At 68.5% G+C, this 15966-nt stretch carries 14 protein-coding genes; 5 read left to right on the top strand and 9 right to left on the bottom strand.

Translation table 11 applies throughout. From position 1 onward, the window contains the following. Positions 1-131 precede the first annotated feature (131 nt). The 5 genes from ACGG9C_RS16740 to ACGG9C_RS16720 all read left to right on the top strand — a co-directional run bounded on the left by ACGG9C_RS16740 (position 132) and on the right by ACGG9C_RS16720 (position 6271). The gene (locus ACGG9C_RS16740; protein ID WP_194383878.1) at positions 132-515 is read left to right on the top strand and encodes an L-rhamnose mutarotase; all 384 of its coding nucleotides are present in this window, start codon (positions 132-134) and stop codon (positions 513-515) included. Beyond that, the gene (rhaI, locus tag ACGG9C_RS16735) at positions 512-1678 is read left to right on the top strand and encodes an L-rhamnose isomerase (protein WP_194383879.1); all 1167 of its coding nucleotides are present in this window, start codon (positions 512-514) and stop codon (positions 1676-1678) included. The genes ACGG9C_RS16740 and rhaI overlap by 4 nt, the downstream gene beginning before the upstream one ends. 4 nt (positions 1679-1682) lie before the next feature. Beyond that, on the top strand, positions 1683-2570 hold the full coding sequence (locus tag ACGG9C_RS16730; protein WP_071045021.1) for an alpha/beta hydrolase fold domain-containing protein: 888 nt from the start codon (positions 1683-1685) through the stop codon (positions 2568-2570). Between the two features lie 55 nt (positions 2571-2625). Then, positions 2626-4662 carry a bifunctional aldolase/short-chain dehydrogenase gene (locus tag ACGG9C_RS16725; RefSeq protein WP_194383881.1) on the top strand — a complete coding sequence of 679 codons (2037 nt, stop codon included), beginning with the start codon at positions 2626-2628 and terminating at the stop codon, positions 4660-4662. A 232-nt stretch (positions 4663-4894) separates the two neighbouring features. Continuing rightward, on the top strand, positions 4895-6271 hold the full coding sequence (locus tag ACGG9C_RS16720; protein ID WP_228481134.1) for a rhamnulokinase family protein: 1377 nt from the start codon (positions 4895-4897) through the stop codon (positions 6269-6271). A 121-nt stretch (positions 6272-6392) separates the two neighbouring features. Here the strand turns inward: ACGG9C_RS16720 and ACGG9C_RS16715 are convergent, their stop codons facing one another. From ACGG9C_RS16715 to ACGG9C_RS16675, 9 genes are all read right to left on the bottom strand, one after another. Further along, positions 6393-7205: a DeoR/GlpR family DNA-binding transcription regulator gene (locus ACGG9C_RS16715; protein WP_194383883.1), complete on the bottom strand. Its 813-nt coding sequence runs from the start codon at positions 7203-7205 to the stop codon at positions 6393-6395. Positions 7206-7221: 16 nt separating this feature from the next. After that, entirely contained in the window at positions 7222-8004 is a 783-nt protein-coding gene (locus ACGG9C_RS16710; RefSeq protein ID WP_194383884.1) for a triose-phosphate isomerase family protein, read from the bottom strand. Further along, positions 7997-8470: a ribose-5-phosphate isomerase gene (locus ACGG9C_RS16705; protein ID WP_194383885.1), complete on the bottom strand. Its 474-nt coding sequence runs from the start codon at positions 8468-8470 to the stop codon at positions 7997-7999. The genes ACGG9C_RS16710 and ACGG9C_RS16705 overlap by 8 nt, the downstream gene beginning before the upstream one ends. Positions 8471-8490: 20 nt before the next feature. Next, positions 8491-10203, bottom strand: a complete 1713-nt coding sequence (locus tag ACGG9C_RS16700; protein ID WP_194383886.1) for a dihydroxyacetone kinase family protein — start codon at positions 10201-10203, stop codon at positions 8491-8493. An 89-nt stretch (positions 10204-10292) separates the two neighbouring features. Continuing rightward, positions 10293-11279, bottom strand: coding sequence for a D-ribose ABC transporter substrate-binding protein (locus tag ACGG9C_RS16695; protein WP_194383887.1), 987 nt, complete (start codon positions 11277-11279; stop codon positions 10293-10295). Positions 11280-11332: 53 nt separating this feature from the next. Then, on the bottom strand, positions 11333-12469 hold the full coding sequence (locus ACGG9C_RS16690) for an ABC transporter permease (protein ID WP_194383888.1): 1137 nt from the start codon (positions 12467-12469) through the stop codon (positions 11333-11335). 22 nt (positions 12470-12491) lie between these two features. Further along, positions 12492-14021 carry a sugar ABC transporter ATP-binding protein gene (locus tag ACGG9C_RS16685; RefSeq protein WP_194383889.1) on the bottom strand — a complete coding sequence of 510 codons (1530 nt, stop codon included), beginning with the start codon at positions 14019-14021 and terminating at the stop codon, positions 12492-12494. Then, positions 14018-14677, bottom strand: a complete 660-nt coding sequence (locus tag ACGG9C_RS16680) for a DUF2291 family protein (protein ID WP_228480840.1) — start codon at positions 14675-14677, stop codon at positions 14018-14020. Before ACGG9C_RS16680 ends, ACGG9C_RS16685 begins: the two co-directional genes overlap by 4 nt. After that, on the bottom strand, positions 14674-15705 hold the full coding sequence (locus tag ACGG9C_RS16675) for a zinc-dependent alcohol dehydrogenase family protein (RefSeq protein ID WP_194383890.1): 1032 nt from the start codon (positions 15703-15705) through the stop codon (positions 14674-14676). Before ACGG9C_RS16675 ends, ACGG9C_RS16680 begins: the two co-directional genes overlap by 4 nt. Positions 15706-15966: the final 261 nt, after the last annotated feature.

The raw sequence follows: 15966 nt of genomic DNA, 5'->3' as shown, positions 1-15966 counted from the left end.
AAGAGCCGCCATGCCGACCGAAAGTGGGACATGCCTCCGCCCCGCAACGCCTACCCTCCGGCGGACTTGCGCATCACGCGGCACTGGCTTATCGTTGAATCGATTCATAGACGCCTGAGGAGCGCTACTCGATGACGAGCCACACCCCGACGCGGGTCTGCTTCGAACTGCAGATCAAGCCCGAGCTCCTCGACGAGTACATCGCCCGCCATTCTCCGGTCTGGCCCGAGATGCTCGTCGAGATCGCCGCCGCCGGGCGCCGCAACTACTCCCTCTTCCTCGCCGAGGGCGGCCGCCTCGTGGGCTACTACGAGACCGACGACGACGACGCGGCGCAGGCCTACCTCGCCGGCAGCGAGGTCGCCGCGCGATGGGAGGCCGACATGTCCCGATTCTTCGTCGACCTCTCCGGTCGCCCCGACCAGGCCGCCACCCCCCTCACCGAGATCTTCAACCTGCACGACCAGCTCGCTGCCACCGGCACGGCTCCGACCGAAGAAGGCACTGCATCATGACGACGCTGTCCGACGACATCCTCACCCAGCTCGAAGGCCAGGGCATCGAGCTGCCCAGCTGGGCGTTCGGCAACTCCGGCACCCGCTTCCGCGTGTGGACCACCGAAGGCACGCCGCGCGACCCGCGCGAGAAGATCGCCGACGCCGCGCAGGTCAACAAGCACACCGCGCTGGCGCCGTCGGTCGCCCTCCACATCCCGTGGGACACCGTCGACGACTACGCCGAGCTGCGCTCCTACGCCGAAGACCTCGGGGTCACTCTCGGAACGGTCAACTCCAATACGTTCCAGGACGAGGACTACAAGTTCGGCGCCCTCACCCACCACGACGACCGCATCCGCCAGAAGGCGGTCGACCACCACCTCGAGTGCATCGACATCATGGATGCGACCGGGTCGCGTGACCTCAAGATCTGGCTCGCCGAGGGATCGAACTATCCCGGCCAGATGGACATGCGCGCCCGGCAGGACCGCCTGAACGACTCGCTGCAGAAGATCTACGCGCGCCTCGGCGACGACCAGCGCCTGGTGCTGGAGTACAAGTTCTTCGAGCCGTCGTTCTACCACACCGATGTTCCGGACTGGGGAACCTCGTACGCCCAGGTCGCGACGCTCGGCGACAAGGCGATGGTGTGCCTCGACACCGGCCACCACGCGCCCGGCACCAACATCGAGTTCATCGTCATGCAGCTGCTGCGCCTCGGCAAGCTCGGCTCGTTCGACTTCAACTCCCGCTTCTATGCCGACGACGACCTGATCGTCGGCGCAGCCGACCCCTTCCAGCTGTTCCGCATCCTGTTCGAGGTCATCCGCGGCGGGGGACTGAACAACCCCGACGTGGCCTTCATGCTCGATCAGTGCCACAACATCGAGGACAAGATCCCCGGCCAGATCCGCTCCGTTCTCAACGTGCAGGAGATGACCGCCCGGGCGCTCCTCGTCGACCGGGAGGCCCTCGACGCCGCGCAGGCCGCGAACGACGTGCTCGCCGCCAACGCCGTGTTCATGGATGCGTTCTACACCGACGTGCGTCCGGCGCTCGCGCAGTGGCGCGAGTCGCGGGGACTGCCGGCCGACCCGATGGCCGCCTATGCCGCCTCGGGGTATCAGCAGAAGATCGTCGCCGAGCGGGTCGGCGGCACGCAGGCCGGCTGGGGCGCCTGATCCGATGACCACCGTCGCCGACCGCGTGCTCGACGGGCCCCACGGCCCGCTGCGCGTGCGCACCTACGTCCCCGCCGCACCGGCAGCCGCCGGCCTGGTGTGGGCGCACGGCGGTGGGTTCGCCCACGGCGACCTCGACATGCCCGAGGCCGACGGGGTCGCGCGCGCGTTCGCCGAGCTCGGCATCGCGGTCGTGTCGGTGGACTATCGGCTGGCGCCGCCGTTCCGGTACCCGGTCGCGCGCGAGGAGGTCGCCTTCGCGTACGCGTGGGCGGCCGCATCCGATCTGACGACCGGCCCGTGGGCGCTCGGCGGCGCGAGCGCGGGCGCGAATCTCGCCACCGGGGCCACCCTCAAGACCCTGCACGCCGGCGGCGAGACACCCCCGCTCCTTGTGCTCGCCTATCCGACGCTGCACCCCGTGCAACCCGCGCCCGACGACGCGTTGCGCGCAGCTCTCGACGCCGAGCCCGACGCCGACAGATTCGGACCCGACGTCGTGAGCGCGATGTACGAGAACTACCTCGGCGCACCGGTGTCGACCGCCGATGTCTACGCCGCGCCCGGCCTGGCGTCGGCAGCGGAGCTCGCCGGCTTCCCGCCCACGATCATGATCAACGACGAGGTCGACGAACTGCGCGTCTCGGGCGAGGCGTTCGCCCAGACCCTGCGAGCCGCCCGCGTCGACGTCGCCTGCTCCACCGAGCCGGGCACCCAGCACGGGCACCTCAACCGCCCGGAAGAGGGAGCCGCGCAACCGTCGATCGAGCGCTTCGCCGCGCGCATCCTGGCCCTTGCCTCGCACGATCCCGATCCCGATCCCCGCCCCACCCGCACGACTCCCACGACCAGCGCTCCGCAGTCGCTTTCTGCGGATGCGACGACCCCGTAACCCGCACTTCACGACTGCGGAACCGCAGCCGAACGATCCCTACGAAGGAAACGTCATGACGAATCCCGCCGCGGCCGACCTGATCGCCCGTTCCAACCGCTTGGGCGCCGACCCGAAGAACACGAACTACGCCGGGGGGAACACCTCGGCAAAGGGCACCGAGATCGACCCGGTCACCGGTGAGCCGGTCGAGCTGCTGTGGGTGAAGGGGTCCGGCGGCGACCTCGGCACGCTGCAGGAGAAGGGTCTCGCGGTGCTGCGCCTGGACCGCATGCGCTCGCTCGTGAACGTCTACCCCGGCCTCGAGCGCGAGGATGAGATGGTCGCGGCCTTCGACCACTGCCTGTTCGGCAAGGGCGGCGCTGCTCCCTCGATCGACACGGCGATGCACGGCCTGGTCGACGCCGCCCACGTCGACCACCTGCACCCGGATTCGGGCATCGCGATCGCCACCGCCGCCGACGGCGAGCAGCTGACGGCGACCATCTTCGGCGACAAGGTCGTGTGGGTACCGTGGCGTCGCCCCGGCTTCCAGCTGGGGCTGGACATCGCGGAGATCAAGGCGAAGAACCCGCAGGCGGTCGGCTGCATCCTCGGCGGCCACGGCATCACCGCGTGGGGCGACACCTCCGAGGAGTCCGAGAAGAACTCGCTGTGGATCATCGACACCGCCGCGGCCTACATCGCCGAGCACGGTGCGGATGCGCCCTTCGGCGCCGAGCGCGCCGGCTTCGGCGCCCTGCCCGAGGCCGAGCGACGCGCGAAGGCCGCCGCGCTGGCTCCGACCATCCGCGGCATCGCCTCGCACGACAAGCCGATGGTCGGGCATTTCACCGACGCCGACGTCGTGCTGGAGTTCCTCGCGTCCGAGAAGGCACCCGCCCTCGCCGAGCTCGGCACGAGCTGCCCCGACCACTTCCTGCGCACCAAGGTCAAGCCGATGATCCTCGACCTGCCTGCCGACGCATCCGTCGACGCTGCCATCGCGCGCCTGGGCGAGCTGCACGAGGAGTACCGCGCCGACTACACCGCCTACTACGAGGCCCACGCCGACGCCGAGTCACCCGCGATCCGCGGCGCCGACCCGCTCATCGTGCTCGTCCCGGGCGTCGGGATGTTCTCGTTCGGCGCGAACAAGCAGACCGCGCGCGTCGCGGGCGAGTTCTACATCAACGCCATCAACGTGATGCGCGGCGCCGAGGCCCTGTCGACCTACTCCCCGATCTCGGATGCGGAGAAGTTCCGCATCGAGTACTGGGCCCTCGAAGAGGCCAAGCTGCAGCGCATGCCGAAGCCCAAGAGCCACCAGGGCCGCGTCGCGTTCGTCACCGGCGCCGCATCCGGCATCGGCAAGGCCATCGCGACCCGTCTGGCTGCCGAGGGCGCGTGCGTGATCGTCGCGGATCTCGACCTCGAGAAGGCGCAGGCCGCCGCCGCGGAGCTCGGCAGCACCGACGTCGCGATCGGCGTGGCCGCCAACGTCGCCGAGGCCGACGCGATCCAGGCCGCGTTCGACGAAGCGGTGCTCGCCTTCGGCGGCGTCGACCTCGTGGTCAACAACGCCGGACTGTCGCTGTCGAAGCCGCTGCTGGAGACCACCGAGAAGGACTGGGACCTGCAGCACGATGTCATGGCCAAGGGCTCCTTCCTGGTGTCGAAGGCCGCGGCGCGCATCCTCATCGCTCAGAAGCTCGGCGGCGACATCATCTACATCTCGTCGAAGAACTCCGTGTTCGCAGGCCCGAACAACATCGCCTACTCCGCGACCAAGGCCGACCAGGCGCACCAGGTGCGACTTCTCGCGGTCGAGCTCGGCGAGCACGGCGTGCGCGTGAACGGGATCAACCCCGACGGCGTCGTCCGCGGATCGGGCATCTTCGCCTCCGGGTGGGGCGCGAACCGTGCCGCCACCTACGGCGTCGCCGAAGAGGACCTCGGCCAGTTCTACGCCAACCGCACGATCCTCAAGCGCGAGGTCGTGCCCGAGAACGTCGCCGACGCGGTCTACGTGCTCACCGGGCCCGAGCTCTCCCGCACGACGGGCCTGCACATCCCGGTCGACTCCGGCGTCGCCGCCGCGTTCCTGCGATGACGTCCGCGTCGACCCCGGCGCGTTTCGTCTCGCTCCGCTCGCTCAACGACCGGCACCAGCGTTTCGTCTCGCTCCGCTCGCTCAACGACCGAGACCAGGTCCAGGCCTTGCCGGTCGTTGAGCGAGCAGCGCAGCGCCGAGACGAAACGCATCCCGCCCGCCGCCACGGAGCCGCCGCGTGACCGGCGGCGCGGTCGCCGCGGTCGACCTCGGAGCCACCAGCGGACGCGTCATGATCGGGCGCGTGGACGCCTCCGCAGGCACCCTCGCGCTCGAGCAGGTCGCGCGCTTCCCCAACGGCGGTGTCCGTCTCGCATCCGGTCTCCACTGGGACCTCACCGCGCTTCACGCCCACGCACTGCGCGGTCTCGCCGATGCGGTGCGCGCCGAAGCCGGCATCGCAAGCGTCGGCATCGACTCGTGGGCGGTCGATTACGCCCTGTTCCGCGGCGACCGGATGCTGGGCGAGCCCTTCCACTACCGCGACGAGCGCACCGAGAGCGGTGTCGAGTCCGTGCACGCGAAGGTGCCGTCCGCGGATCTCTACCGGCGCAACGGCCTGCAGTTCCTGCCGTTCAACACGCTCTACCAGCTCGCCGCCGAAGGTGACGCGCTGAGCGGTGCGGATGCGCTCCTGCTGGTGCCGGATGCGCTCGCCTTCCAGCTCACCGGCGTGCGCGCCGCCGAGCGCACGAACGCGTCGACCACCGGCCTCCTCAGCGTCACCGACGGAGCGTGGGACACCGACCTGATGGGCACCCTGGGATTCGACCGGGCCCTCTTCGCCGACCTCGTCGACCCGGGCGCATCCCTCGGGCGCCTGCGCCCCGCGATGGCGTCCGAGATCGGTGCCGAGCTCGACGTCGTCGCGGTCGGGTCGCACGACACCGCGTCGGCGGTCGTGGCCGTTCCGATGACCGATCCGTCGACCGCGGCGTACATCTCGTGCGGCACCTGGGGGCTCGTCGGCCTGGAACTCGAAAGCGCCGTCACCTCCGATTCCGCGCGTGAGGCGAACTTCACGAACGAGGGCGGGGTCGACGGCCGCGTCCGGTTCCTCCACAACGTCATGGGGCTGTGGCTGCTGAGCGAGTCCGTGCGGCAGTGGGAGCGCGAGTCTGGTGAGCCCATCGACCTGCCGACGCTGCTGGCCGACGCCGGCGAGGTGCCGGCGTCATCCGTCGCCCTCTTCGACGCGAACGACCCGCGGTTCATGGCGCCGGGCGATCTGCCCGCGCGCATCGCGGACTGGTATCGCGAGCATGACCGTCCGGTGCCCGCCACGCGCGCGGCGTTCGCGCGCGCGATCGTCGAGAGCCTCGCCGAAGCCTTCGCCGGTGCGGTGCGCGACGCCGCCCGCCTCGCCGGACGCGACGTCGAGACCATCCACATCGTCGGCGGCGGTTCGCTCAACCGCCTCCTCTGCCAGCGCACCGCAGACCGTGCGGGAATGCCGGTGCTCGCCGGACCCGTCGAAGCCACGGCCATCGGCAACGTGCTGGTTCAGGCGCGCGCCCAGGGCTGGTTCGGCGCGGACGCGTCGCTGGAACAGCTGCGCACCGTCGTCGCATCCGCCTTCTCCCCGCGCCGCTTCACCCCCCAGGCCTGACCCGACTCGCCGCGCCGCGCCGGCATCCGCCCCCGGATGTCGGAGAATCGGCCCGATGTCGGAGGATGCAGCCCGGATCCTCCGACATCGGCGCGAATCTCCGACGACGCCGACGACGACGTCAGCGCTGGCGACGCGCGACCACGATGTTCACCCCGGAGTCGCGGAGCCGATCGACCTCCGACTTCGGCATTGCGGCGTCGACGATGACCGCATCGAACCGACGCAGAGGGAAGAGTGCGTGGAGGGCGCGCTTCTCGAACTTCGTGTGGTCGACGAGAAGGATGCGGCGACTGGCGACCTCGAACATCGCCCCCTTCACATCGACAGTCTCAAGTGACTGGTGGAAGGCGATGTCATCCGAGACCGCGGCGGTGGACATGAGGAAGACGTCTGCGCGCATCGCCTCGATCGCCGACGTCGTCATCCGCCCCATGAAGGCGCTGCACCAGTTGTAGTACTGCCCGCCGAGCCCCAGCATCGTTATGTCGTTGGCACCTCGGAGCTCTTCCATGATGGTGAGCGTGTTCGTGATGACCGTCAGCGGCCTCTTCGCGACCAGGTGGGGGACCATGTGCATGACGGTCGTGCTGTCATCGAGCATGATCGCCTGTCCGGGGTCGATGAAGTCCATCGCCGCGAGAGCGATCGCCTCCTTCTCCTCGGATTGGCGATTGGAGCGATAGACGGCGCTCGACTCGACCAGTGGCGTGGCCATCGCCGTCGCCACTCCGCGGCTCTTCCGAAGTAGTCCCAGACTCGCCAGCTCGTCGAGATCTCGGTGGACGGTCATGACGCTGATGCCGAACTGCTCCGCGAGCTGCTCGATACGTATGACGCCCGCCGCCATGACCGCCTCGGTGATCGCCTTCTGACGCGCAGCCTGGCGGTCCTGCCGCGAGCTCGGCTCCGCAGCTCCCTCGGGGGTGGTCATCGTTCCTCCTGCAAGCTCACGATAGCGCGGCGGCCTCATCGAGGATGCCCGCGAACGACGCCGGGTCGTGTGCGAAACGACCGAGGAAGAGCCCGTCGACCGCTCCGGAGAGTTCGGTGAGGGTTCCTCGCTGGGCGCTTCCGCCGTAGATCAGTCGCGTCCCTCCGCCGGTTCGAGTGATGCCGGCGCGCAGGAACGCGGCGACCTCACGGACGTAGGCCGGCGGCGCGGGTGTCGGTCGGCCGATCGCCCATTCGGGCTCGTAGGCCACGAGCAGCTCCGTCATCTCGCCGACACCCGCCAGGATGGACCGGACCTGCTCGAGACAGCGCGAAGCCGCCGCGGCGGGATCGGATCGTTCGGGCTCGCCGATGCACAGAACCGGCGTGAGCTGATTCCGCACGGCGGCCCGCATCTTCGCGCGCGCGACATCCGGGCCCTCGCCGAAGACGGTGCGACGCTCGGCATGCCCGATCTCGACGAGACGGCACCCGATCTCGTGCAGATCTGCACCGCTCACGGCACCGGTGTGCGCCCCACGGTCGTCGGTGTGCAAGTCCTGTGCACCGACGCGCACCTTCGTCCTGACCAGTGCATCTCTCACGCCCGGGAACGCCGGGAGTGAGGGGAGCACGAACACCTCCACGGCACCGCATCGCACGGCGGCATGCGTGCGCGCGATCCGCGCGATCTCGGCCGCCCACCGCCGCGATTGCTCCACCCCCAGATACGACTTGAGGCTCACCCCCAGAACACGCGGAACGGGTCGCGCGGAGGCTGCGGCGCCGGGCTCATCCACAGGTACCCGTCTGCTCGTAGGCGTTGATCGCGGCCACCTTCGCAGCAGACGGCGATGTCTCGTCGAAGACGTAGCCGAGCCACTCGCGTGCGAGTCGTCGAGCAAGCTCGAGGCCGATGACGCGCTGGCCGAAGGCCAGCACCTGGGCGTTGTTGCTGAGCACGGCCCGCTCGACGCTGAAGCCGTCATGCGCGGTGACGGCACGGACGCCGTCGACCTTGTTCGCAGCGATGGCCACACCGAGGCCGGTGCCGCACACGAGGAGCGCGCGATCGGCTGCGCCGTCACGGATGCGCTCGGCGGCGGCGACCGCGACCTTCGGGTACGCCGTGTGTCCGTCGGCATCGACACCGACGTCGACGACGGACGCGACGCGCGGGTCCGCCTCGAGGTCGGCCTTCAGCTGCTCCTTGTACTCGTATCCGGCGTCGTCACAGCCGACGACGATGCGCCACTTCTCAGGCATGGGATTCCTTTCGACGGGTCTCAGTGATCGCCGAGCGTGTCGGCGACGGCGGTGACGGCCAGGGCGAGCGAAATCGCGCCGGGGTCGGGCGTGCCGAGGCTCTTCTCCGTGTGCGGGCGCGCGCGCCCCACGCGCGGAATCAGGTCGGCCGTGCGGTGAGCGGCGTCCGTCGCGGCCCCCGCGGCGCGGCGCCATGCGGTCAACAGATCAGCACCTTCCGCCGTCTGCTCCGCCAGCTCGTGCGCGAACGGCACCAGCGCATCGACGAGGGTCTTGTCTCCCTCTTCGGCTCCCCCGTAGTCCTGTACCGCCTTGCGGGCAGCCTCGATACCTGCTGCCACGGTGGTGGCGGCCGGGGCGGACACATCGCCGATGGTGGCCCCCAGCGCTCGGAGAGCCGCCCCCCAGAGGGCACCGGATGTGCCGCCGGCCTTGTCGGCCCACGCGTCACCCGCGGCGATCAGCACCGCCCCCGCGCCGGCACTGCTCTCCGACGCCGCCCGCGCTGCTTCATCGGCCGCGCGCACTCCGCGCTGCATTCCGATGCCATGGTCACCGTCGCCGGCAACGGCGTCCAGACGCCCCAGCTCGTCCGCCTCACGGTCGATGACCGCCTTGATGGCGGCGATCGCGGCGACCACCCGTACACCCGCCTCAGCGGATTCAGCGGTTCCCGCGGCGATCGACTGCTCGATCGCCGCGTCATTCTCGAGGACGGCCTCGGTGCCGGACGTCTCGACGGCACCCTTGCGGTACGCGGGCGTGTAGGCGGGCGAGCGCCATGCCGCTTCGAGTTCCTCGTCGAGCCACGTCAGGGTGAGGGAGACCCCCGCCATCTCGAAGCTCGTGGCGTACTCGCCCACCTCCGGCTCGATGACGATGAGCCCCGCCTCGTCCAGGAGCCGCTCCACCGCGCCGTACACGACGAACAGCTCCTCCGCCTTCACGGAGCCGAGGCCGTTGACGATGACGGCGACGCGCGTGCCGTGATCGTCCGGCGCATCGGCGAGCAGACCCTCGACGAGGAGTCGCGCGATCTCATCTGCCGTTCCGAGCGGTCGCACCTCGAGTCCCGGTTCCCCGTGGATGCCCATACCCACGGCCATCTGGCCCTCTGGCACCGTGAAGAGCGGAGCGTCGGCTCCCGGCAAGGTACAGCCCGAGAAGGCGACGCCGAGAGAACGAGTGCGCGCATTGGCACGCGCGGCGATGCCGGCGACCGTGTCGAGATCGAACCCCTGCGCCGACGCCCAGCCGGCTGCCCGGAACACCGCCAGGTCGCCGGCGATCCCGCGCCTCTTGTGCGCCTCGCTGGAAGGCGCGCTGCAGACGTCATCGGTCACCCTCACGGTGCGGCAGGGGATTCCCTCGTCGATCAGTCGCTGCTGCGCGAGGTCGAAGTTCAGCACGTCTCCGGCGTAGTTGCCGTATGACAGCAGCACACCGGCATCCGTGGCGACCGACCGGGCGACGGAGCAGATCTGCTGGGTGCTCGGCGAGGCGAAGACATTCCCCATGGCAGCTGCGTGAGCAAGACCCTCGCCGACGAGGCCCGCGAAGGCGGGGTAGTGACCGGAGCCGCCGCCGATGACGACGGCGACGTTTCCGGCAGGCGTCCGGGTGCGGCGTGCGACGCCGCCCGGAACCCGTCGCACCAGTGATCGATGCACGGAGACGAAGCCCGCGGCGGATTCGTCGGCGAAGCCTTCGGAAGTGTTGAGGACGTAGCTCATGATGTCTTTCGTTCGTGGTGTGGGGGCGGATGCCGGCGGGCACCGCCCCCACGGGCCGCGCGGGAGCGCGCGACCGGTCCGGATCCGGCTCAGCCGGAGTAGGTGAAGGGCCCCGTCATGTTCGCGACGTTGTCGGCGGTGATGAGGATGCAGTCGAAGGACTGCTTCTCGGTCTCGGGGGCCTCACCGGTGCGGATGTACTCGTCCGCGAGCCGCACTGCCTCCTCGGAGAAGACAGCCACCGGCTGCAGGACGGTGTAGGCCATCTCTCCGGCCTCGACCGCGGCGACGGCGTCGGGAGAACCGTCGAAGCCGCCGACGACCACGCCGTCGAGCTGGCCCGCCTCCTGAAGCGCAGCGATCGCGCCCAGAGCCATCTCGTCGTTTCCGGAGATCACGCCGTTGATGTCGGAGTTGGCCTGCATGAGGGCCTGCATCTTGTTCCGTCCCTCGGTGCGGTCCCAGTTGGCGACCTCTTCACCGACCTCGACGAGATCGGGGTATTGCGTGATGACGGTCGAGAACCCATTCGATCGCGTCTGCGCGTTGTTGTCCGACGGTGCGCCGAACAGCTCCACGTAGTTGCCCGCCTCCTCCATCTGCGCAACCCACTCCTGAGCTCCGATGGCGGCACCCTGCGAGTTGTTGGAGACGAGCTGGGCCAGCGCGATTCCCGACTCGTTGATCTCCGCGTTGACCAGGAACACCGGGATGCCGGCATCCGTGGCCTTCTGCACGGCGGCGACGGAGCCGTCGGCGTTCGCCGGGTCGAGGATGATTGCGGCGGACTGGTTCGAGATCGCCGTGTCGATCAGCGAGTTCTCCGTGTTGGTGTCGCCGTTGTGGGCTCCGACCGTCGCTTCGTATCCGAGCTCTTCCGCGGTCGCCTGCGCAACGTCGCCCTCGGTCTTCCAGTAGGGGTTGGCGGGATCGTTCACGATGATCGTGATGAGACCACCGGCCTCACCCTCCTCCGCCGCGCCCGATGAATCGGCCGGTTCTCCGGAAGAGCATGCGCTCACGCCCAGCGCGAGTGCACCCGCAGCGAGGGCGGCGATGACCTTCTTGCGAAACATGGATCGTCCTTTCTTGGTGACCCGACAGCGTGCTCGATGCCGGGATGGTGCGGTCAGGAGGAGCGTCCGGCGGTGGCCGGCTGGGCCTCTCCCGACGAGGACGGCGCCGACGGACCCGTCGGGGACGGGGGCGACGCCGGGTTCGAGGGTGCGGCCGGGCGGCGCCGGCGACCGTACTGCAGGGTGTTCAGCAGGACCGCCACGACGATGACCGCTCCCATGAAGACCATCTGCCAGTAGGCGGAGACCCCCACGATCACGAGCCCGTCGGCGAGGAAGCCGATCACGAAGGCTCCGAGCAGCGTTCCCCGGATGTTGCCGCGGCCGCCGGAGAGGGCGGCGCCGCCGATCACCACGGCAGCGATCGCCGTGAGCTCGTAGGTGTTTCCCGCGGTCGGGCTCGCGCTCGTCAGCGTCGACGCCAGGATGAGGCCCGCGACCGCGGCGCACATGCCGGAGATCACGTAGACCGAGACCTTCACACGACGGACCGGGACACCGGACAGCTCGGCTGCCCGCTCGTTTCCCCCGGAGGCGTAGAGCCACCGGCCGAATCGCGTGCGGCCGAGAACGTAGCCCAGCACGATCGCGACGATGCCCATGATGATGACGCCGATCGGGATCCCCAGAATGCGGTTGAATCCGAGCCACGCGAAACCGGTGTTCCCGAGAGCCGGATCGCCGTCCAGGTCGTTGATCGTCAGTCCGTTGGTCATGAGGAGGGCGAGTCCGCGCACGACGTAGAGCATCCCGAGCGTCGCCACGAACGGAGCCACCTTGAATCGCGCGACGAGGATGCCGTTGACGAGCCCGACCAGCGCGCCGACACCGACGGACAGGAGGACGACCACCGGAACGCTCGGAAAGAGGATCACGCCGAAGATGTTGATCGGCACCCCTTGCAGGAGGAAGCCTCCGATCACGGCCGAGAAGCCGAGGGTCGACCCGACCGAGAGGTCGATGCCCCCGTTGAGGATCACCATGAGCATCCCCATGCCCAGCAGTGCGTAGATGGCGACGTGCGACGCCATGATCAGCAGGTTCTCCACCGTGAGGTAGTTGGGAGAGAGGAGGGAGAACACCACGATGATGAGGATGAGAGCGAGGAACGCCCGCCCCTCCAGGAGCAGCTTCGCCAGCGAGAATTCCTTGCGCTTGGCGAGGATGGTGGTGGTGGTTGTCGTCGTCATTGTCCGATCCGTTCTGGACTCTCTATGCGGCCACGGACTCGCCGGAGGCGGCCATGATCATGTCCTTGGTGGCGTCGGGACCGAACTCTGCCGAGATCCGGCCGCGGCGCATCACGATGATCCGGTGGGCGATGCTGAGGCACTCGCCCACCTCTGAAGTGGAGTAGATGACGGCGAGGCCGTCTCGTGCGCGATCGGCGAGGAGTCGGAAGACCTCGCCTTTCGCACCGACGTCGATTCCTCGGCTGGGCTCGTCGAGGAGCATGACGCGAGGCTCGGTGGCGATGATCTTGCCGATCACGACCTTCTGCTGGTTGCCTCCGGACAGCGCTCCGATCAGCTGATCCGGGCCGGAGGTCTTGACCGTCACGGTCTGGATGAGATCCCGCGCCCGCTCCTTCTCGCGCCGACGGGAGAGCATGCCGCGCGAGAGGCTCCGCGTCAGACTCGCCAGCGTGAGATTCGTCCCCACATCGAAGGTCTGGACGAGGCCGTCGCGCTGCCGGTCCTCCGGGACCAGCCCGACGCCGGCGTCGATGCGCTCGGCGATCGACAGTGGCGCCAGCGACGCGCCGTCCAGCAGAACGTCACCCTCCGCGACCTCTTCCTTTCCGGCGATCGCCTCGAGCAGCTCGGTGCGTCCGGCGCCCATCAGCCCGTAGATGCAGACGATCTCACCCTTGCGCACGTCGAGACTCAACCGATTCACGATCGCGCGCTCGGGGTTCTCCGGGTCGACGACGGTGAGGTCTCTGACCTGCAGGATCGCCTTGCCGAACTCGTATCCGGTCGGTGGCGACCCGAGATCGAAGTTCTCGCCGACCATGTTCCGCACGATCCACTCGAGGTCGATGTTGGCTCGCTCGTCGCGCGCCGTCATCGTGCCGTCTCGGAGCACCACCGCGTGGTCGGTGACCTCGAGCGCTTCTTCGAGATGGTGCGAGATGTACACGATCGCGACTCCGCGGGCGAGGAGATCGCGGATGATGCCGAAGAGCACCTCCACCTCTGCCGCGGCGAGAGCCGACGTCGGCTCGTCCATGATCAGGATGCGGGAGTTCACCGACAGGGCGCGGGCGATCTCGACGATCTGCTGTTGACCGACCCGCAGATCGTGCACGAGCGTGTCCGGTGCGATCGGCAGCTGCATCTCATCGAGCAGCGCCTGCGTCTGACGCGTCTCCTCGGCGTAGTCGACGCCCAGAGGACCGCGGATCTCCCTCCCCATGAAGATGTTGTCCCGCACGGAGAGATTCGGCGCGAGGCTGAGCTCCTGATGGATGATCGAGATGCCCCGGTCGCGGGCCTCGTTGGTGGAGGCGAACGTCACCGGCTTCCCGTCCAGGACGATCTGTCCCGACGTCGGCTGCTCCACGCCGGAGAGGATCTTCATGAGGGTGGACTTGCCGGCGCCGTTCTCTCCGAAGAGGGTCGTGACGGTCCCCCGCCGGATCTCGAAATTGACCCCCTTGAGGGCGCGGGTTCCGCCGTACGTCTTGACGATGTCGCGTGCTTCCAGCACGACGTGGTCGTAGTCGGCCTCACGGCTCATGACACCGACACCTCCACCGGGGTCACCAACCACGACTCGGGGTTGATGAGCGTGAACGCTCCGGTGACCGTGATCGTCTCGCCGGTCAGCGCCTCCGAGTCGATATCGGCCAGCACGGCGGCCTTCATCTCCTCATTGAGCGCGGACCCGGCATTCTGATAGTCGATCTGGTTGGTGAACTGCCCGAACGTGATCTCCCCGGTCGCATCGCGCAGCTCGGTGCCGTTGATCGCCGGACCGGTCTGTAGGCGGATCAGAAGATCGTCCGGCACTCCTTCGACGTCGACCTCATAGATTCCGGACTGCCCTTCTCCGACGACTCCGGTGAAGGTCACGCTGAAGACGGGTCCCCCCGAACTCTCGACGGCGTATTCCGCCGCGGCGGCCTCCGGGTCGGCGGCGATAGCTTCGGCGAGTTCCTGTGCCTCCACGGCCTGCGCGACGATATCGGACTGGACGGTCGGGAAGGTCTCCGCGCCGAAGGTCTCCGCGTCGAATTCCACGGCACCCTGCGCCAGCGGATCATCCGCCGCGACGACCCGCGTTCCGAGCGCCATGCCGACGACCACGAGGACCCCGACAGCGATCCAGATCCACATCGCTTTCCGCGACGAGCCGCTGCGGCCTGCCTTCGCGCGTGCGGTCGTGTCGCTCACAGGAGCACCCGCGACTCGGTGTCGTTGGGACGGATCTGGAGCTTGCGCCCTTCGCCCTTGCGGAACATCTCCAGCGCCTGGGAGTAGTCGTCGAGGGTGAAGGAATGACTGATCATCGCGGTCGCGTTGATCGCCCCGGCCTCGAACAGTTCGACCGCGCGGCCGAAGGAGTTCAGCACCGCCATCGTCCCGACGATCGAGATCTCATCCCGATAGACGCGGAAAGGAGAGAACTGCGCGGTCTTGTCGGCCGGTGCGACACCGAAGTCCTGAAAGAAGCCTGCGGGCTTGACGCGCGTGAGCGCGTCTTCGATCGCGCGGATGTTTCCCGTGCAGTCGATCACGACGTCCCACTTCTCGCGGTCGGCGTCGTCTGCCGAGGTGTAGCGGAGGGCGATGCCGCACTCCTGCGCCGTCTTGAGCCTCTCCGAATTCAGATCGATGATCGTGACGGTGGCGGCGCCCGCCTTCGTCGCCAGCTGCGCCATGAGCAATCCCATCGTGCCGGCGCCGTAGACGAGCACGTGGTCGCCGAGTCGCCGGGGCAGCACGTCCCAGCCGCGGATGGCGCACGCCAGGGGCTCGATGAGCGCGGCTTCATAGAGGTCGGTTTCGGGCTTGAGCTTGTAGACGTTGCTCGCCGGCGCAGTGAAGTACTCCTGGGATGCACCGTCCGAAGCCACCACGCCGAGTCCGTTCCAGAACCGGCAGAGGTTCTGATGGCCGTTCAGACAGTACTCGCACTCGCCGCACGTGGTGCTGGGGTTCACCGCCACGTGGTCGCCGACGGCGAAGTCGAAGACGCCGGAGTTGACGCCGTCGCCGAGCGCGACGATGGTGCCGGTCGCTTCGTGTCCGGGCACGAGGGGGAAGATCGTCCCCTCGAACTCCCCGTCGAACACATGAGTGTCCGTCCCGCAGATCCCCACGGCCGCCGTCTGGATGAGGATCTCTTTGTAACCGGGCTCGGGCCGGTCTCGGTTCTCGAGGGCGAGGGCCCCTTCGTCTGTGAAGACAATCGCGCGCATCTTTGCTCCCGTACTCGTCGTCACCGAAGACGCGGGTACGCTCCCGAGCCTCGGCGCTCTCCCCATTCGAATGGGGCCGGAGGTCTTCCTCCGTGTGATGTTAAGTGTGATCTTGACACGCTTTCACGTGACAAGCAACATCTGTTTATAACATTTGTGTCGAGGTGAGCGGATGCGACCTCGCAGCGATCAAAGGAGACGCCGTGTCGGAACTGCGTTGGGAAGAGATCGATCGGCGCGCGGTGGACACCGTGCGCGTGT

The organism is Microbacterium sp. MTN4-26, from assembly GCF_042846595.1.
GTDB lineage: Bacteria > Actinomycetota > Actinomycetes > Actinomycetales > Microbacteriaceae > Microbacterium > Microbacterium luteum.
This window is presented reverse-complemented; position numbering and strand designations above follow the sequence as displayed.